The sequence below is a fragment of the Psychrobacter sp. TB20-MNA-CIBAN-0197 genome (assembly GCF_040309765.1).
GTDB lineage: Bacteria > Pseudomonadota > Gammaproteobacteria > Pseudomonadales > Moraxellaceae > Psychrobacter > Psychrobacter submarinus.
Genome location: NZ_JBEOPC010000025.1, coordinates 1 through 15,303 on the forward strand (window position 1 = coordinate 1; position 15,303 = coordinate 15,303).

The following is a 15,303-nucleotide window of genomic DNA, read 5'->3' on the forward strand; positions in this document are numbered from 1 at the left end:
GCCTCAAAGCCGCTTTCATCCATATAGACAATGGGGTAGCCTTGCTGCGTAAAGCTATCAAGCTTATTCTGGAATACTGCTCTTTTTATCGGACACGCTTTTGGATGTTCTAAGGTCTTTTTTTTGACTGATACCAAGACGCTTTAAAGCATTAAAGATGCCAGTCTTACTACAGTTCAAGCGACGAGCTCTTTCATAGTTATAATCATCTGGATATGTTTTTACGTCTTCAATCAATGCGTCATCAGGTATTTTAGTTGGTGCTTTATTTCTGGTTGTTTTAGGAGTTAGGTTCTGCTGCCAGCTGTGAATGGTGCTGGTGCTAAGTCCATAAAACAGCGCAGCTTCTCGTATGGTCATGCCATCAGCGATGCTAGAAAGTACCTGTTTGCGATAGTCTATTGAATAAGTCATTGTTTATTTCATTAATTAAGATTGTTATAAATATTGTATCGGTTTTATTTGGATTAGACTATATGTCGTCTATAAAGTATAAATTAACGGTAAAAATAGATAAGAATTTATTTTTAAACCCATATCTTTACGGATTTAAGTATTGATTCAAGAAATCCATTTATACCAGTCTCGCTGTATCGTTTTTATAACGAATTGACTATAGAGTTACTTTTTCATAGCCAGATAATCTATTGCTAACTGACTAAGCGCTTTTGTACCCACTTTAAATGACGATTCATCTACGTAGAAGTAGGGAGAGTGGTTATAGGGGGCTTTAGCTGGGTCTTGGCCTGCTGGTGTCCCACCTAAAAAGAAAAATAAACCAGGTACTTCTTGAGCATAAAAGGAGAAATCCTCGGATGCTGTTATTTTAGGTATCTCTAATACATTGTCTGTACCTGCTACGTTTTTGAGCGTCGGTAACATTTGCGTGGTAAGGTCTGGGTTGTTAATCGTGACCGGATAACCTTTGTTGATTTTGACGTCAGCTTTGGCGCCCGATGCCATTGCTATATGAGTTGCCGTCGTCTTTATATTACTAAAAATCTGCTCGCGATTATCCATGTCAAAGTTACGAATAGTGCCAATCATATTGACATTATCTGGAATAATATTGTTGCGTACACCGCCGTCTATTTTACCAAAGGAGACAATGGCAGGCTCTTTGGTAATATCAATTTGACGGCTGACTATATGATTCACGCCGGTTACGATTTGCGCTGCAGTTGAAATAGGATCGACCCCGTTCCAAGGTGCTGAACCATGTGTTTGCTTACCATTTACTGTTATATCGAAGCTATCAGCACTCGCCATAACAGGGCCACTTCGGTAACCAATTTTTCCACTATTTAAACTCGATGTGATGTGTAACCCAAACGCCACCTCAGGCTTATACTTTTTAAATATACCCTCTTTTAACATAAGCTCAGCACCGCCTTCTTCACCCTCAGGGGCACCTTCTTCAGCAGGCTGAAACACAAACATAATATTGCCGTGCAATTCATTTTTAACCGCAGCTAGTACTTCAGCCGTGCCCATAAGCATAGCGACATGAGTATCGTGCCCGCAGGCGTGCATCACGCCAACTTCTTCACCCATGTACTTGGTCACAATGGTTGATTTAAATGGTACGTCCGCCTTTTCGGTAACGGGTAGGGCATCCATGTCTGCGCGTAGCATCACTGTAGGGCCAGGTTTCGCACCCTTCAAAAATCCAACAACGCCTGTATGTGCGATATCAGTTTCGACCTGCATACCTAGTGATTTTAGGTGCTTGGCAACAATAGCGGCAGTGCGGGTTTCTCTATTGCCCAGCTCAGGATGCTTATGAATATCTCGACGCCATTCAATCACTTTGTTTTCAACACTTTTAACTTCTTTATCGATGTTGATGTTGGCATGAGCGCTAAAGGTGCTACAGGCCATAATACCGACAGCCAATGATAATAATGATCGTTTCATACTTTCTTCCTTGAATGATGGTTTGTTGGTTGATTGATGTGTCTTCCTTGTAATTACTTTTCTATTCTCACGTTTTATAAAAATTTTTAATCCGCAATAGAGTTATTGATCATGCAAATACTGCCTTACTAGTTGATTGAAGGCTTCAGGCTGTTCAATATTGGAGATATGCGAGGCATCGATAGTCGCAAGCGTAGAGTGGGGGATATGATCGACCATATATTGACCATCGGCAACCGTCGTTACTGGATCCTCGGTACCTGCCACCACGGTGATAGGTACGCGAATATCTTTTAGTTGCTCGCGAGTATCCGCGACAGATAACGCCTCGCAGCAGCTGGCATAACCCTCGCTACTGCCAGCCGCGAGAGCGCTGGACAATGCTGCGACTACATCAGGATGATTATCGATAAAACTTGCTGTGAACCAACGCGGAGCGGCTGTAGCGGCGATAGGATCTAGACCTTGCTCACGTACCAAGTGCGCGCGATCTACCCATGATGCCTCATTGCCAATCTTCGCGGCGGTATTGCATAGCATCAAGTGATGAAAGCGGTCAGGGTGATTGATAGCTAACCATTGACCAGTCATACCGCCCATAGAAATGCCACAAAAAAATGCTTTACCTATGTTCAGATAATCAAGCAAATCAATGACGTCTTGTCCAAGCTGATCGAAACTATAAGGACCTCTTGGTGCGGAAGATTTACCATGGCCACGAGTGTCATAGCAGATGATAAAATAATCGTTTTGCAAAGCATCGATTTGTGGCTGCCACATATGATAGCTGGTACCTAAAGAGTTGGAGAATATCAGAGCAGGGTTACTGCTATCACCAAAAGTGGCATAGTTTAGCGTTATATCTTTATTGTCAAATTCAGGCATGATGAACGTCCTTGTTTGTGATTGTCATGTGAGTAAGGTATTGGTTTTTGCCTATCAATGAGTGCATCTATTTTTTGAGCTATCTATATATTCTCAACACGCTCAATAATCATCGCGATACCTTGTCCAACTCCGATACACATTGAGCAGATAGCATAACGCTTACCTGTTTTTTCCAGTTGATTAAGGGCGGTTAAGATCAAACGTGCACCTGAGGCGCCGAGTGGATGACCAAGGGCAATCGCACCGCCGTTAGGATTGACGCGCTCGCTATCATCAGCTAACCCTAAGTCACGTGTGCAAGCTAGAGCTTGGGCGGCAAAGGCTTCGTTTAATTCAATGACATCCATCTCATCAAGCGTTAGTCCTGTTTGCTTAAGCAGTTTTTTCATTGCGGGTGCTGGGGCAAAACCCATGATACGCGGCTCAACGCCTACGGTAGTTGCCCCTATAATACGTGCACGCGGCTTTAGATTAAACTCTTTCACCGCCTGCTCTGACGCTACTAGGAAGGCTGCCGCACCATCATTGATCCCAGAAGCGTTGCCAGCTGTCACCGTACCATCTGCAGTTACGATAGGACGCAGTTTGGACAACTTTTCAAGTGTAGTATCAGCGCGAGGATGCTCATCAGTATCGACGGTGACAGGCTCGCCTTTACGTTGTGGGATGACGACAGGGGTAATCTCTTCTTTGAAGAATCCTGACTCTTGCGCCGCTGCGGTACGTTGTTGGCTACGTAGCGCAAAGGCATCTTGGTCAGCACGGTTGACATTGAACTGTTCGGCGACATTTTCGGCGGTTTGCGGCATAGTCTCCGTGCCATATAGCTCATCAAGCTTTGGATTGATAAAGCGCCAGCCCATAGTGGTATCTTCAAGCTTTTGACTACGACCAAACGCTTGATCTGACTTATCCATTACAAATGGCGCACGACTCATGCTTTCAACACCACCTGCAATAATTAGATGCGCTTCACCTGTTTTAATCGCACGCGCCGCTATCGCTAACGCATCCATTGATGAGCCGCATAGGCGGTTCACTGTGGTGGCTGGCACTTGATAGGGTACGCCTGCAAGAAGAGATGACATACGTCCGACGTTGCGATTGTCTTCGCCGCTTTGGTTGGCACAGCCATAGATGACGTCATCTACTTGTACCCAGTCGACATTAACATTACGTTCGATTAGCCCCTTAATTGGTATAGCGCCTAAGTCATCTGCACGTACAGTTGCTAGACCGCCGCCGTAGCGACCAAAAGGGGTGCGAATGGCGTCAATGATATAAGCGTTTGTTAAGTTATCCATTGTAGATATTATCCTTATTATTATTTTACTGTAGTGGCATCAGTCAGTGTGGCGCCCGTCAAGGCCTGTAAGTCCGAAAAGCTCATGCCATCAACCATTTCAGTGACTGCTAAACCTTTATTAGTGACATCAATGACACATAGATCAGTATAAATGCGATCAACGCAATTTTTACCAGTCACAGGATAGGTAAGCTTGCTGACGATTTTAGGGTCGCCCGTCTTGGTGGTGTGATTGGTCATCACAAAGACTTTTTTGGCACCGACGGCTAAGTCCATAGCGCCGCCAACAGCAGGTATTGCATCCTCTGCACCGGTGCTCCAGTTGGCTAAGTCGCCATTGGCAGCCACTTGAAACGCGCCCAATACACAAATGTCGATATGACCACCGCGCATTATCGCAAAAGAGTCGCCATGATGAAAGAAGCTGCCGCCATCGAGCATGGTGACATATTCTTTTCCGGCATTAATTAGCTCGGGATCCTCTTCGCCTTTGGCAGGTGGTGGTCCAAAAGCTAGTAAACCGTTTTCTGAATGCAAAAAGACATCTTTATTATCCGGTAAGTATTGGGCAATCTTAGTCGGTAGTCCGATACCTAAATTGACATAGGCACCATCTGGAATATCTTGTGCAGCGCGCTCGGCGATTTGATCGCGTGTCAAAGCGGTGTAGGAAGTATGGCTCATGATGACGCTCCTTATAATTGGCAGTATTAAGCGGTGGTTGTAGTTGCTGTGCTAGCAGGTTCGGTACTAGCAGGCTGGATTTGCACCACATGCTGCACAAAAATACCCGGTGTAATAACGTTTTCAGGATCAAGCTCACCAAGATCCACCGTTTCAGATACCTGAGCGATAGTTACGTCAGCTGCCATTGCCATGATTGGACCAAAGTTGCGTGCAGACTTGCGGTACACCAAGTTGCCCCAGCGATCGCCTTTATTGGCTTTAATTAAGGCAAAATCAGCCTTTATCGGATATTCAAGAACATAGTCTTTACCATCGATATGACGAGTCTCTTTACCTTCCGCGAGTAAAGTGCCAAAGCCTGTTGGCGTATATACTGCACCGAGCCCCATACCAGCTGCTTGAATACGGCAAGCCAGATTACCCTGTGGTACTAGCTCCAGTTCAATCTTGCCAGCATGATAAAGCTCATCAAATACCCAAGAGTCTGATTGACGGGGAAAAGAGCAAATTATCTTACGCACAGCACCTGTTTTTAAGAGTTTGGCAAGGCCATGGTCGCCGTTACCGGCATTATTATTAATGATGACCAAATCTTTTACGCCCAAATTAATAAGCCCATCAATGAGTTCAGCGGGTTGACCTGCTGTACCAAAGCCGCCAATCATGATGGTGGCGCCATCTTTAATTTGACTAAGTACGTCAGAGATACTTTTATCAGCTTTATTAATCATATTTATATCCTATAAAAATTCATATGGGGTAATGTCTTCAAAATTAATAAGTGGTACATGGATTGGACTCATTGCTCTGACACTACTTAATTTTTTTTCGTAAGAGACTTACTCTTAATGAGTTTCATTATTAGAGGTTGTTAATGAAGTAAGTGAGGTTGGTAGTAGGCGCTTTTTGGTCAAAATATGATGAGCAATCATGCCTATAAGAATCCCCCAAAACACAGAGCTTAATCCTAAAAAGCTCATACCCGATGCTGTCGCTAAAAACGTAATTAACGCCGCATCTTTTTGACCGTCATCTTTCATAGCGAGCGTAATATTGGCAGAAATGGCACCGATTAATGCAAGGCCAGCTAAGGCGGCGACCAATTCCTTTGGTAATAGGCTAAATACCATAACGATACTGCCAGCAAATAAACCGCCAAATAAATAGAAGATGCCATTAGCGACACCTGCGATATAGCGCTTTTCCTTAAGTTCATGCGCATCTTTGCCAGTACAAAGCGCGGCTGTGATAGCGGCAAGTACGATAGTGATACCACCAACACATGCAACTGCTAAAGAGGCGAGGCTTGTAACACTCACAATAGGCTTGGCTGGCGTGTCATAGCCACTTAGATTTAAAATAGCCATGCCGGGTAAGAATTGACCAGTTAAGCTCACAAGGATGAGTGGTATAGCGAGGTTAAACGTTGAGTTCCACGACCATTCAGGTGCAATAAAATTAGGTATGGTAACGGCTAAATCGAAATGGACAGGGTTCATTTTGCCAAGTAAGACGCTTAAGATAACACCGCATATCAACACCCAGATCATCGTATAGCGCGGCGAAAAGCGTTTGGCTAATAAATAGCAACCGAGCATGCTAAAGACGATAAATGGCATGCTATCAGTGGCTTTAAATAATTCTAAGCCGAACTGAAATAGGATGCCTGCCATCATGCCAGCGGCAATACCGTTAGGAATCCATTTTAATATTTTGTCGAAGTAACCTGTCGCTCCAATAATAAATATGACAATCGCTGAGATGATATAACCGGCAACAGCTTCATTAATACTCATCTGTGGAAATAGGGTAACCAGTAAAGCGGTACCAGGTGCGGACCATGCTGTAATAACCGGTGTTTTATATTTAATAGATAAATAAATACCAGGAATGGCAGCACCAATGGAGACACCCCAAATCCAAGACGCCATCATGGCATCCGATACTTGTGCGGCTTGTGCGGCCTGAAAAAAAATAATCAAAGGACCTGCATAGGAAATAAGAACCGCTAAGAACCCTGCAACCGATGCAGAGAGCGACCAGTCGTTTTTTAAGGTTTGGATTACAGAGGCCATATTGCTTCCTTGCAAATTAGCATTCGTTACGGGGTTGCAAATTAAGATGCATGCTACTGATTGACAGATTTATTATTAGCCTTCGTCGCCACCGCCTACAGGAATGGTACTACCAGTAATATAAGAAGACTCATCGGATGCTAAAAACAAGATGGCATTGACTTGTTCATCTATCGTGCCGTAGCGTTTCATAAAGGTGCGATCAATGGTCTGATCAACCACCGCATTCATCCATGATTTTTCATCATCAGTTAATGGTTTGGCGTTACGTGGAATCTTTCTGGGCGGCGCTTCAGTACCGCCAGTTGCCACGGCATTCACACGGATGCCATCGTTTGCATACTCAAAAGCGAGCGATGCGGTCATGGCGTTCACGCCGCCTTTCGCTGTCGAGTAGGGTATGCGGTTGATACCACGAGTAGCGATAGAGGACACATTAACAATAATGCCTGACTGCTGTTTGACCATGGTTGGTAATACCGCATGACAACACCATAATGTTGGAAATAATGAGCGACTGATTTCCTTTTGGATTTCTGCTTCAGAGAAGCTGGTAAAAGGTTTCATCCATATTGCGCCGCCGACATTGTTGACTAATATATCGATACGCCCATAGCTATCAAGTGCCTTATCAATAGCCTCTTTAGCACCTTGACGGGTTTCAAGGTCAGCTTGAATGGTAACGGCTTGTCCACCATTAGCAATGATTTCAGCCAGCACCTCTTCTACTAATGGAGAAAAGTCTGCCATGACGATTTTTCCGCCCTCACTTGCTAAGCGTAATGCGACTCCGCGCCCGATGCCTTGGGCGGCACCAGTAACGATACATACTTTATTATCAAATCTTTTACTCATGACAGTCTCCTAAAAATCTTGCTCATGCTTTGCTAGTAGAGTAATACGGCTAAGCTATGTTATTGTTCACTGGGCGTGAATTTTTCATAGTAAAAATTGCACGGTTTTAGATTACTGCTGTCTAACCAATTACTCACCGCATCCACCATCCCTAACGGACCACACAAGTACACATCGACGTCACCATCGTTCAGCCACTCATTATCAACATGACCGGTAACATAACCTTTACGCTCATGACTACTATCTTCTGTGGCGACACAGGTGCGGTAGTCAAACCAAGGGTGGTTTTGTTTTACTTCTTCTAGTTTCTCGACTTCTATCAGATCAAAATCGTTGGTGACGCCGTAGACCATCCTGACAGGATGATGAGCACCAGACACTTCTAAACTTTTTAGCATCGATAAAAAAGGCGCGATACCGGTACCGCCTGCTAGAAATAGGGTCGGGCGGATTAGAGGGCGCAGGTAAAAGCTACCAAATGGACCCTCAAAATTAATCTCTTGGCCTATAGTTGCAGTATCAGATAAAAAGGTGCTCATTTTGCCGTTAGGAATATTGCGGACGACAAATTCGGCCTGATTGGCACTAGGTATAGAGCTAAATGAATAGGAGCGTGTCTCGTTAGAATCAGGAATACTGACATTGACATACTGGCCTGGCAAAAATACTAGCGCATCTGGATTATCGACTTCGACGCCAAAGTGAATGGTAGACTCAGACAGTACATTCAGTTGCTGTAGTTTGCCTTTGAATACAGACTTGCCAACTTTGCAAGCTTCAGAGGAGGTTGGTACTTTGATCACGCAGTCGCTTTCAGGAATCATCTGACAGGTGAGTACATAACCTTCTTCAGCTTCAGCTTCTGTGAGTGCATCTTCGATATACATATCAGGGTGCATGTCATAGCTGCCAGATTCACAATGGCAACGGCAAGTACCGCAAGCACCATCTAGGCAGTCCACAGGGATATTAAATTTTTGACGATACGCTGCTTCGGCAACTGTTTCGTCGGCTTCACATTTGATGAAGCCCGTGACGCCATCTTCGAACTGTAGAGCAATATTATATTCCATGAGAAATATCCCTTTTCAACACGTATTGATTAAAAGCTAGTGATTAAGTAATGAGTGAATAATGATTAGACGTGATAGACATCCATGATTTGATGCACATAGTCGTCTTTTAAGACCACATACTTATCCAAAATTTTTGGTTGGTCTTGAGTCATGTCTATTTTGTACTGAGAGTAACCCCAATAGGTATTGGTCTCGTGATAGCGAAAGGACTTGTTGATCCAGTTGAAACGTACCGTCACAATACCGTCATTGTTTTCGAGTAATTCAATATTTGATAAATTGTGCGTGGTACGTGTATCAGGTATGGTCGCTGATGAGCGCTCAGTCTCGATGCGGAAGATACGATCTTCAAGACCACGGCGGTCCGGATAATAAATCAGCGAAATTTCTCGTTGTGGGTCGCTGATGAGCTGACCATCATCATCCCAACTTGGCATCCAGAAAGGGCAGTCTTCATCGTAATAAGTGAGCCATTCTTCCCATTTTTTCTCATCCAATAAACGCGCTTCACGGTATAGAAACTGTCTAATGTCTTCAATGTTAACAGTTGTGTTTTTCATGATTGATATCCTTATTTTTTGTCAGTTCTACAATAAATAGCAGAGTAATAATAAAAATGTATTAGTCGCTATTAGCACCGTGTAGCTGCTGCTCTTGCTCTAGAGCTTTTTTCATCTCTTCATGCCAGTAGCGATGTTGGACGGTATATAGCCCTTCATCTTCAGTCTTAACACCGCTCATTAAAGGTTTTAAGTCAATAGCGGCAGCGCCTTCATCTGCTCCTTGAATCCAGTGCTCGGAGCCTCGGCACATATCATTCCATTCAAGTTTGATACCGTTATAACCTTCTTGGCATGAGCGGAACTCTTCTAAGTCATCAGGTGTTGCCATACCAGTAACGTTAAAGAAATCTTCATACTGACGGATACGGCGTGCACGTGACTCATCGCTTTCGCCTTTTGGTGCGATACACCATATGCTGACTTCAGTTTTGTCAACCGCGATAGGGCGGAGCATACGAATTTGTGAGCTGAACTGATCCATAATGTAGACGTTTGGATATAGGCATAAGTTACGTGAACGTCCAATCATCCAGTCCGCCATTGCTTCACCGTATTTAGCGACATAATCATCGCGATAGGCATAGTTTGGACGGTCCTGTGGGTTTTCCCACTGTGTCCATAACAGCATGTGTCCGTTTTCAAAAGAGTAGAAACCGCCACCTTGACGTCCCCATTTTCCAGCGTTCATGGCTTTGATGTTGTCTTCTTTGACTGCTTCTTGTTCTTTACGACGTGCAGTGGTAGCCGCATAATTCCAATGCACAGCTGATACGTGATAGCCATCAGCACCGTTTTCAGCTTGCAGTTTCCAGTTACCATCAAAAGTATAGGTTGATGTGCCGCGTAGAACTTCTAGACCTTCTGGCGACTGATTGACAATCATGTCAAGAATTTTGGTAGAGCCGCCAAGCCAGTCTTCAATTGACTGAACATCATCATTTAAGCTAGCAAAGATAAAGCCTTTATAATTGGCCATTTTCACTTGTTTTAGGTCGTGTGAACCTTCTTTATTGAAACATTCTGGGTAGCCGGCGTGTCTTGGGTCTTTAACTTTAAGCAGCTTACCTGAGTTGTTAAAAGTCCAACCGTGAAACGGGCAAGTGTAAGTGGCTTTATTGCCTTTCTTATGACGGCAGAGCTGTGCACCACGATGTGAGCATGAGTTAATCATGCAATGCAGCTCGCCTTCTTTATTGCGGGCAAGAATCACGGGCTGACGACCGATGTATGAGGTGTAGTAGTCATTGTTATCAGGAACTTGAGACTCATGAGCCAAATAGACCCAGTTGCTCTCAAAGATGTACTTCATCTCAAGCTCGAACAGCTCTTCGTTAGTGAAGGCGCTACGATGCAGACGATAAATCCCTTTTTCACTGTTCTCTTCTAAAAAATCATCAATAGTGATGTCTGATCCTTCAGGTACTAAATTGATACGCTCGCTCATGGCTGCCTTCCTTGTATAATGACGATATAAAATGAGATTAGAATTTTACGTTTGATACGGCAACTGAGGGCATATCAAACGTAAGTCGCTAGTAGTGATCAATTAATTAATGCTATTTAATATGAGTGCTCATTAACCTTGAGCACGGCGGCGTTCTACTTCGCTGCCTTGTACAGCTTGGTCAATGTCTTTTACTAAATGAAAGTCAAAGTCGATACTTGCGTAAGGCTTATCCAGCGCTTTTTCTTTTAGCTTGTCCGCATCTTCGACCATCGTTACCTCTGGTACCAAACCTTCGCGGCTTGCAAAAGCAAAGTCATCCCATAGGTACTCATCGCCATCGATGTTAATCTGCGTGGTCAGTTTGCGATGACCGTCAGCACTGGCGAAGAAATGAATGTGAGCTGGGCGATGACCATGACGTCCTAGCGCGCCCAATACTTTTTGCGTCATTCCTTCTGGTGGTACCGAGTAACCTAGCGGAACGATGCTGCGGAATGCATAATTGCCGTTCTCATCTGTAATGATGCTACGACGCAAGTTGAAGTGAGACTGTGATTCATCAAAGAAAGAGTAGTTACCTAAGCTGTTGGCATGCCATACTTCTACCTTTGCGTTTGGAAGAGGTTTTCCATTTTCACCATAAACAGTGCCTTGCATAAATAGCACCGTGCCATTATCAATATCTGTACCGTCATCAAGACGTGCAAACCCTTTTTCTTCTGGTGCGCCAGCGACATAGAGAGGGCCTTCAATAGTACGTACAGTCCCGCCATCCAATCCTGCTTCTTTTAAATCTTCTTCAATCATTAAATCCATGAAGTGATCAAAACCAAGACCTGGTGATAACAAACCGGCTTCTTTGCCTAAATCACCAATGAACTCAACCCCAGACCAATACTCATCGGCGGTTATTTTTAAGTCATTAATGGTTTGCATAAGGTCGGTCACAATACGTAATACAATCTCTTGTACACGTGGATTTACTTGTTCAGGGAAGTCGATTTTGCCTTTGATGAACTGAGTGGCTAATGCTTCAATTTGGCTGCGTTCCATGTCTCTCTCCTTGTTGAGGACTGTTTTATTAAGGGGTAACTACAGTGAGTATTCTTACCCACCTTTTATAGATTCTGATTACAGATTTAATGCCTTGATTTAGCTGTCATCACTACGAACAGATGATGGGTGACGTAATAACGGTGTCACTTCAACTTTCATGTACGGATAAAGTGGCAGTGACATCATAATCTCGTGTAGCTCTTCATTACTTTCAACATCAAAGATGCTGAAGTTAGAGTACTGACCTGCTATACGCCAAATATGACGCCATTTACCTTGCTCTTGGAGCTTTTGTGACAGTGCTTTTTCTGTAGCTTTAAGCTCGTTGACCTTATCGGCATCCATATCTGTTGGGATTAAGACATCCATTCTGACGTGGTATAACATAATTATTTCCTTATACGTGATGAAAGATAATTTGGCTGACTTTTACAGCGTTTCAGTTTGAGTATTAGTAGAAGTTTGTGCCTTTGAAGGTTTAGGTAACGCAGGGACTGCTTGTTTAGCGTAGTGATAGACCTTATCGCTATCTACTTCTATACCAAGGCCTGCGCCCGTAGGTACACTCAATCCAAAATTTTGATAATCAAGAGGCTGTGCTAAAACGTCGTCAGTTAATAACAAAGGACCAAACAGTTCTGTGTCAAAATTTAGACTGGGATAGGTTGAGAACACATGGGCGGATGCTGCCGTACCGATAGGTCCTTCAAGCATAGTGCCACCATAAAGCTCGATACCTGCTAGATGTGCCATTTGTCCGATTAAGCATGCAGCTTTTAATCCGCCTGCTTGATTGATTTTCACGGCAAAGACGTCAGCACAATTATCTGCTGCTAAATGAAAGGCATTTTGTGGGTCTTGGACAATTTCATCCGCCATAATGGCCACATCAAAATGCTCTGTTAGGCGTTTTAGTGCGGCTTTATTGCGCATTGAGATAGGTTGTTCTATTAAGTCAACGCCGCCAGCTTGCAATAGGCTAATGCCTTGCATTGCATTAAGTTCTGTCCATGCTTGGTTGACATCAACGGTAATGCGGCAATCAGGTAGGGCTTTTTTTATAGCTAGTACATGATCAACATCATCAATAATCGGGTTGCTACCGATTTTTAATTTAAAAATGCGATGGCGCTTTTGCTCAATCATGTGTTTAGCTTCTGCTATATCAGTCGCTGTATTACCGCTGGCAAGAGTCCAAGCTACTTCTATACGGTCACGAACTCGGCCACCAAGCAGCTCACTTACTGGCAGATTTAGGCGCTTGCCTTCAATGTCTAGGAGGGCAGTTTCGATGGCACACTTTGCAAAGCGGTTGCTATTGATATGAAGATTTAGCAGCTGCATAGCTTTTGCTGTACTAGTGGGCTGCTCTTTTAATAAAAGAGGAGTAAAGTAGGTGTCGATATTAGTCTTGATACTATGAGGGCTTTCTTCTGCGTAGCTTAGACCGCCAATAGTGGTCGCTTCGCCCCAACCTTCATAGCCATCTTCTGTTTGAATGTGCACCAAGACTAGAACTTGTTCGTTCATAACGGTACAAGCGAGCTTATGAGCCCTTATAGTAGGTATCGGTACCAATAAAGTATTAATTGAACGAATCATGACAGTCCCTATTAAATAAATGATGCTTCCATATGCTTAATAAGAACTATAGTTATTAGATAACGACATGTCTAAGACCTATTTAGTCTGTTATCGATACCTTTTAGGTATTTTGATAACTAACCTTCATCATGTTATGTTCTTTAGGTATCGATAACCTAAAAATACATTACCTTCAATGTTGCTGTTTTTTAAAAAGTCTATTTCTAAATTATTAAAGATGCTGGAAAATAGCTCATAGGTCACTCAAGGAACAACGTTCAATGGAATTGAGACATTTACGCTACTTTGTAGCAGTAGCAGAGGAAAAGAGTTTCAATAAGGCAGCAGAGCGTTTGTTTATTTCACAGCCACCGTTAAGCCGTCAGATAAGACAGTTAGAAGAAGAGATAGGTGTCACGCTCATTGATAGGGATAATCGCCCTTTGAAACTTACTGAAGCTGGCGAGTTTTTTTATGATCATGCTCTTCAGATAATAAAAAAATCAGATGATCTTCGTGCGATGACTTTTCGTAAAGGCAGCTTTGACAATTCCTTATCGATTGGTTTTGTGTCGTCGATATTGTATGGCATATTACCGAAAGTAATTGCCCGCTTCAGAGAGGTTTATCCAAATATAGAGATTAAGTTATATGAGTTGAATTCTTGGCAGCAAACGCAAAGTTTGGTGGAGGGTAAAATAGATGTCGGTTATGGAAGATTGTTATTCGAAGATGCTTCTATTAGGCGATTACTACTAAGAGAGGAGAGGTTAGTAGTAGCTGTTCCTGTCAAACATCGCTTTGCACAAGAGAAGCTAAAAAGTATTAAATTAATGGATTTAACCAATGAAAATTTATTGTTATATCCAATGGCACCTCGGCCCAGTTTTATCGACTATGTATTAGAGTTGTTTGAGGCGCGCAATCTGAAAGCAAACTATTTTACTGAAATGCGTGAGTTGCATATGGCTTTGGGATTGGTAGCAGCAGGTGAAGGGTTGACTATCGTGCCAAAAACTCTTGAGCATCTTCGGAGTCAGGAGGTTGTTTATATTCCTTTCGAGGATAGTCTTTTAACTTCTTCTATTGTTATGAGTGTCAGGCATTTTGACAAATCAGAATTGTTAAAAACATTGTTAGATGTGACTTATCAGATTTATGATGAAGAAGGGTTTGATTATAAGCCTGAGCAAATTTGAGCAAACTACTCACTACTCATTAAGCTTCCTAATATTGACTTGCTCAAGGATGAACTCATGCAACAATTTCATTACAAGGCTTTACCAATTGATGTTCATTTTGGCGTGGGCAAGTCAAATGAAGCCAAAGACGTTTTACTTCAGCATGGCTATCAGAAGGTATTAGTGATTACGACACCTGGCCAAGAAGAGGCAGGTCGTCAAACCCTGATATTAACAACATCACCTAAGAGAAATGAAATTAATTCCTAAGCCCTACATACTATATCAATAATAGTATGTAGGGCTTTTTTGAACTATAAAGGTAAGGTTGATTTATTCGATATATAGATATTATAGGCATTCCTAACACCATAAGATTAAAGGCTCTATCATCTAGTAAGTTATATTTTAAATGGTTGTCATGAGCTAGAATTAGCAAAGTCCTTCTTTGCTCGAGTGCAAGACAGCAGGATATAATTGTGCCTCTTCAATTCTCGACTAATTAGTCCTATCAGCTTTATAACCTTAATGGCTTAGTAACGAGCCAACCTGTTAGGCTGCTTATTGCTTTGAGATATTGACTGTAAGATGTATTAAAACTTTGAGTTTGATAGGTTTCAAATAAACAAAACATGTAACTTATAAAGAACAATACTATACCTATG

16 protein-coding genes are annotated in these 15,303 nt (G+C 42.8%); 2 read left to right on the forward strand and 14 right to left on the reverse strand.

Annotated elements, in window-relative coordinates:
- Positions 1–63 precede the first annotated feature (63 nt).
- The 14 genes from AAEY83_RS09020 to AAEY83_RS09085 all read right to left on the reverse strand — a co-directional run bounded on the left by AAEY83_RS09020 (position 64) and on the right by AAEY83_RS09085 (position 13,475).
- Positions 64–414 (reverse strand): IS630 transposase-related protein, encoded by a 351-nt coding sequence (locus AAEY83_RS09020; RefSeq protein WP_025643618.1) that lies wholly within the window; start codon positions 412–414, stop codon positions 64–66.
- Between the two features lie 207 nt (positions 415–621).
- The gene (locus tag AAEY83_RS09025) at positions 622–1,917 is read right to left on the reverse strand and encodes a M20 family metallopeptidase (protein ID WP_025643616.1); all 1,296 of its coding nucleotides are present in this window, start codon (positions 1,915–1,917) and stop codon (positions 622–624) included.
- Positions 1,918–2,019: 102 nt separating this feature from the next.
- Positions 2,020–2,802 (reverse strand): 3-oxoadipate enol-lactonase, encoded by a 783-nt coding sequence (gene pcaD / locus AAEY83_RS09030; RefSeq protein ID WP_025643614.1) that lies wholly within the window; start codon positions 2,800–2,802, stop codon positions 2,020–2,022.
- A gap of 83 nt (positions 2,803–2,885) precedes the next feature.
- On the reverse strand, positions 2,886–4,109 hold the full coding sequence (gene pcaF, locus AAEY83_RS09035; RefSeq protein WP_025643609.1) for a 3-oxoadipyl-CoA thiolase: 1,224 nt from the start codon (positions 4,107–4,109) through the stop codon (positions 2,886–2,888).
- 20 nt (positions 4,110–4,129) lie between these two features.
- Positions 4,130–4,795 (reverse strand): 3-oxoacid CoA-transferase subunit B, encoded by a 666-nt coding sequence (locus tag AAEY83_RS09040; protein WP_025643608.1) that lies wholly within the window; start codon positions 4,793–4,795, stop codon positions 4,130–4,132.
- A gap of 26 nt (positions 4,796–4,821) precedes the next feature.
- On the reverse strand, positions 4,822–5,529 hold the full coding sequence (locus AAEY83_RS09045; protein ID WP_025643607.1) for a 3-oxoacid CoA-transferase subunit A: 708 nt from the start codon (positions 5,527–5,529) through the stop codon (positions 4,822–4,824).
- Between the two features lie 114 nt (positions 5,530–5,643).
- A complete protein-coding gene (gene benE / locus AAEY83_RS09050) occupies positions 5,644–6,873 on the reverse strand; it encodes a benzoate/H(+) symporter BenE (protein WP_025643606.1) in 1,230 nt (409 codons plus the stop codon).
- 75 nt (positions 6,874–6,948) lie between these two features.
- Entirely contained in the window at positions 6,949–7,728 is a 780-nt protein-coding gene (locus AAEY83_RS09055; RefSeq protein ID WP_025643604.1) for a 1,6-dihydroxycyclohexa-2,4-diene-1-carboxylate dehydrogenase, read from the reverse strand.
- A gap of 59 nt (positions 7,729–7,787) precedes the next feature.
- On the reverse strand, positions 7,788–8,804 hold the full coding sequence (gene benC, locus AAEY83_RS09060) for a benzoate 1,2-dioxygenase electron transfer component BenC (RefSeq protein WP_025643602.1): 1,017 nt from the start codon (positions 8,802–8,804) through the stop codon (positions 7,788–7,790).
- A gap of 65 nt (positions 8,805–8,869) precedes the next feature.
- On the reverse strand, positions 8,870–9,367 hold the full coding sequence (benB, locus tag AAEY83_RS09065; protein ID WP_025643600.1) for a benzoate 1,2-dioxygenase small subunit: 498 nt from the start codon (positions 9,365–9,367) through the stop codon (positions 8,870–8,872).
- 61 nt (positions 9,368–9,428) lie between these two features.
- Positions 9,429–10,814: a benzoate 1,2-dioxygenase large subunit gene (gene benA / locus AAEY83_RS09070; RefSeq protein WP_025643599.1), complete on the reverse strand. Its 1,386-nt coding sequence runs from the start codon at positions 10,812–10,814 to the stop codon at positions 9,429–9,431.
- A 132-nt stretch (positions 10,815–10,946) separates the two neighbouring features.
- Positions 10,947–11,870, reverse strand: a complete 924-nt coding sequence (gene catA / locus AAEY83_RS09075) for a catechol 1,2-dioxygenase (protein WP_025643597.1) — start codon at positions 11,868–11,870, stop codon at positions 10,947–10,949.
- A 99-nt stretch (positions 11,871–11,969) separates the two neighbouring features.
- Positions 11,970–12,260 carry a muconolactone Delta-isomerase gene (gene catC / locus AAEY83_RS09080; protein WP_025643596.1) on the reverse strand — a complete coding sequence of 97 codons (291 nt, stop codon included), beginning with the start codon at positions 12,258–12,260 and terminating at the stop codon, positions 11,970–11,972.
- Positions 12,261–12,302: 42 nt separating this feature from the next.
- Positions 12,303–13,475 (reverse strand): muconate/chloromuconate family cycloisomerase, encoded by a 1,173-nt coding sequence (locus tag AAEY83_RS09085; protein WP_351058930.1) that lies wholly within the window; start codon positions 13,473–13,475, stop codon positions 12,303–12,305.
- A 263-nt stretch (positions 13,476–13,738) separates the two neighbouring features.
- Between AAEY83_RS09085 and AAEY83_RS09090 the strand changes: the two genes are divergently transcribed.
- Both AAEY83_RS09090 and AAEY83_RS09095 read left to right on the forward strand, forming a co-directional pair.
- Positions 13,739–14,656: a LysR family transcriptional regulator gene (locus AAEY83_RS09090; RefSeq protein WP_351058932.1), complete on the forward strand. Its 918-nt coding sequence runs from the start codon at positions 13,739–13,741 to the stop codon at positions 14,654–14,656.
- A gap of 57 nt (positions 14,657–14,713) precedes the next feature.
- Positions 14,714–14,908 (forward strand): hypothetical protein, encoded by a 195-nt coding sequence (locus AAEY83_RS09095; RefSeq protein ID WP_025643590.1) that lies wholly within the window; start codon positions 14,714–14,716, stop codon positions 14,906–14,908.
- The last annotated feature ends 395 nt before the right edge of the window (positions 14,909–15,303 follow it).

Excerpts from the sequence above, each read along its gene's own strand:
- AAEY83_RS09045 (WP_025643607.1), bottom strand. The coding sequence starts at position 5,529 with ATGATTAATAAAGCTGATAAAAGTATCTCTGACGTACTTAGTCAAATT.
- AAEY83_RS09020 (WP_025643618.1), bottom strand. The coding sequence starts at position 414 with ATGACTTATTCAATAGACTATCGCAAACAGGTACTTTCTAGCATCGCT.
- benB (WP_025643600.1), bottom strand. The coding sequence starts at position 9,367 with ATGAAAAACACAACTGTTAACATTGAAGACATTAGACAGTTTCTATAC.
- pcaD (WP_025643614.1), bottom strand. The coding sequence starts at position 2,802 with ATGCCTGAATTTGACAATAAAGATATAACGCTAAACTATGCCACTTTT.
- catA (WP_025643597.1), bottom strand. The coding sequence starts at position 11,870 with ATGGAACGCAGCCAAATTGAAGCATTAGCCACTCAGTTCATCAAAGGC.
- AAEY83_RS09055 (WP_025643604.1), bottom strand. The coding sequence starts at position 7,728 with ATGAGTAAAAGATTTGATAATAAAGTATGTATCGTTACTGGTGCCGCC.
- AAEY83_RS09095 (WP_025643590.1), top strand. The coding sequence starts at position 14,714 with ATGCAACAATTTCATTACAAGGCTTTACCAATTGATGTTCATTTTGGC.
- AAEY83_RS09090 (WP_351058932.1), top strand. The coding sequence starts at position 13,739 with ATGGAATTGAGACATTTACGCTACTTTGTAGCAGTAGCAGAGGAAAAG.
- benC (WP_025643602.1), bottom strand. The coding sequence starts at position 8,804 with ATGGAATATAATATTGCTCTACAGTTCGAAGATGGCGTCACGGGCTTC.
- catC (WP_025643596.1), bottom strand. The coding sequence starts at position 12,260 with ATGTTATACCACGTCAGAATGGATGTCTTAATCCCAACAGATATGGAT.
- benA (WP_025643599.1), bottom strand. The coding sequence starts at position 10,814 with ATGAGCGAGCGTATCAATTTAGTACCTGAAGGATCAGACATCACTATT.
- AAEY83_RS09040 (WP_025643608.1), bottom strand. The coding sequence starts at position 4,795 with ATGAGCCATACTTCCTACACCGCTTTGACACGCGATCAAATCGCCGAG.
- AAEY83_RS09025 (WP_025643616.1), bottom strand. The coding sequence starts at position 1,917 with ATGAAACGATCATTATTATCATTGGCTGTCGGTATTATGGCCTGTAGC.
- pcaF (WP_025643609.1), bottom strand. The coding sequence starts at position 4,109 with ATGGATAACTTAACAAACGCTTATATCATTGACGCCATTCGCACCCCT.
- AAEY83_RS09085 (WP_351058930.1), bottom strand. The coding sequence starts at position 13,475 with ATGATTCGTTCAATTAATACTTTATTGGTACCGATACCTACTATAAGG.
- benE (WP_025643606.1), bottom strand. The coding sequence starts at position 6,873 with ATGGCCTCTGTAATCCAAACCTTAAAAAACGACTGGTCGCTCTCTGCA.